This is a genomic window from Falsiroseomonas sp. RANM36 (genome assembly GCF_056682175.1).
The window spans coordinates 1,313,270-1,314,806 of the sequence record NZ_JBWXTD010000003.1; the positions used below are offsets into that span (position 1 = coordinate 1,313,270).

Annotated in this window: 2 protein-coding genes; one reads left to right on the forward strand and one right to left on the reverse strand. The window is 74.6% G+C overall.

What is annotated here, in order from left to right; all coding sequences use genetic code 11:
- A partial coding sequence (locus AC1MIR_RS11135; protein WP_480028223.1) for a Bug family tripartite tricarboxylate transporter substrate binding protein occupies window positions 1–832 on the reverse strand: 832 nt, incomplete at its 3' end.
- A gap of 80 nt (window positions 833–912) precedes the next feature.
- Between AC1MIR_RS11135 and AC1MIR_RS11140 the strand changes: the two genes are divergently transcribed.
- The gene (locus AC1MIR_RS11140; protein WP_480028224.1) at window positions 913–1,452 is read left to right on the forward strand and encodes a YdcF family protein; all 540 of its coding nucleotides are present in this window, start codon (window positions 913–915) and stop codon (window positions 1,450–1,452) included.
- Window positions 1,453–1,537 lie beyond the last annotated feature (85 nt).

Sequence of the window (1,537 nt, forward strand, 5' to 3'; positions counted from 1 at the left end):
CCTCGCGCACCCCGGGCGCGCCGGGGGCCGGGCGGGGCGGGGGCGGGCGGGCCGGCCGCGCGCGGCCGCCCCAGCCCCCCGCGACCAGGTCGCGGAAGCCGTGCTCGACGAAGGTGTGCATCTGCGGGAAATCGGGCGCGCGAGTCGGGCCGGTGATGCCGATTCCCTTGATCTGGCCGTTCCGGATGAAGCCGACCGAGCTTGCGATGCCGTCGAGCGTCACGGGCACGACGCCGGCCATGGTGTCCGTCACCGCCTGGCCGCCGCCGCGATAGGGGATGTGGGTCATCTCGATGTTGGCGGCCTGGGCGAAGCGCAGCATGAAGAGATGCGGCATGGAGCCGACGCCGGAGGTGGCATAGGGCATGCCCGGCGTGCGGCGCGCGGCGGCGGCCAGCTCGCCCGGATTGGTGAAGTCCGTGCGGTTGTTGGCCATCAGCGCGTAGTAGCCGCGCTGGATCATCGCGACATGGGCGAAGCTGCGGATCGGGTCCCAGTTGATCCGGCTCTGATAGAGCGTCGCGCCGACGGCGAAGGCGCTGACCACGGTCAGCAGCATGGTGTAGCCGTCGGGCGCGGCTTCCGCGCCGAGGCCGGTGCCGAGGGTGGCGCCGGCGCCGGGCCGGTTCTCGATGATGATGGGCTGGCCGAAGCGGGCGACCAGATGGTCCAGCAGCATCCGCGCCAGCGCGTCGGTGGAGCCGCCGGGCGCGAAGGGGATGATCAGCCGGATGGGCCGGTTGGGCCATGGCGCCTGCGCCAGGGCTGGCGCGGCGAGGGTTGCGGGCAGGGCGGCAAGCAGCGCACGCCGGCGCAGCACGATCGTTTGCATGAGGTCGGTCCCAGGCGGATTACGGCCATGTCACCATGCCGCGACGGGACGCTCAAGCGGGTCTTTGATGTCCTGCGAAGATGAATGAGGAGAAGGGCAGCGACGCCATGACGGAGCTTCGGGCCACCGTGGTGATCATGGGCGCGGCGGTCCGGCCGGACGGGCGCCCGAGCCGCGCGCTGACCGAGCGTGTCGCCGCGGCGCTGCGCTGGGGCGAGGCGCAGCCGGTGCCGCCGCGCTACATGCCGAGCGGGGCGGTCGGGCGGCACGGCCCGGCGGAGAGCGCGATGATGGCGCGGTTGCTGGGCGAGGCGGGGGTGCCTGGGGACCGGATCACGCAGGAGCCGACCGGGACCGACACCCTGTCTTCCGTGCAGGCCTGCCTGCGCCTGCTACGTGGTGGCGCTGGTCCGGTCTTCGTCGCGACGCATCGCTACCATCTGCCGCGGACGCTGCTGCTGTTCCGCCTGGGCGGGTGCAAGGCCCGCGCCGTGCCGCCGCCGCCCGGCCCGGCCGCGCGCACGAGCCTGGCACGCTGGCGCTGGCGCCTGCGGGAGATCCCGGCACTGCCCTATGACGCCGCGTTGATGCTGTGGGCGCGCCTGCTGCGCCGTGTCTGAGAATGCAGGGGCGCCGGGGGGGGGGCGGGCGACCCGCGGGGCCCGGGGGCGGGGGCGCCGCGCCCCCGCGGCGGAAGCCGCCCCC

Excerpts from the sequence above, each read along its gene's own strand:
- AC1MIR_RS11140 (WP_480028224.1), top strand. The coding sequence starts at position 913 with ATGAATGAGGAGAAGGGCAGCGACGCCATGACGGAGCTTCGGGCCACC.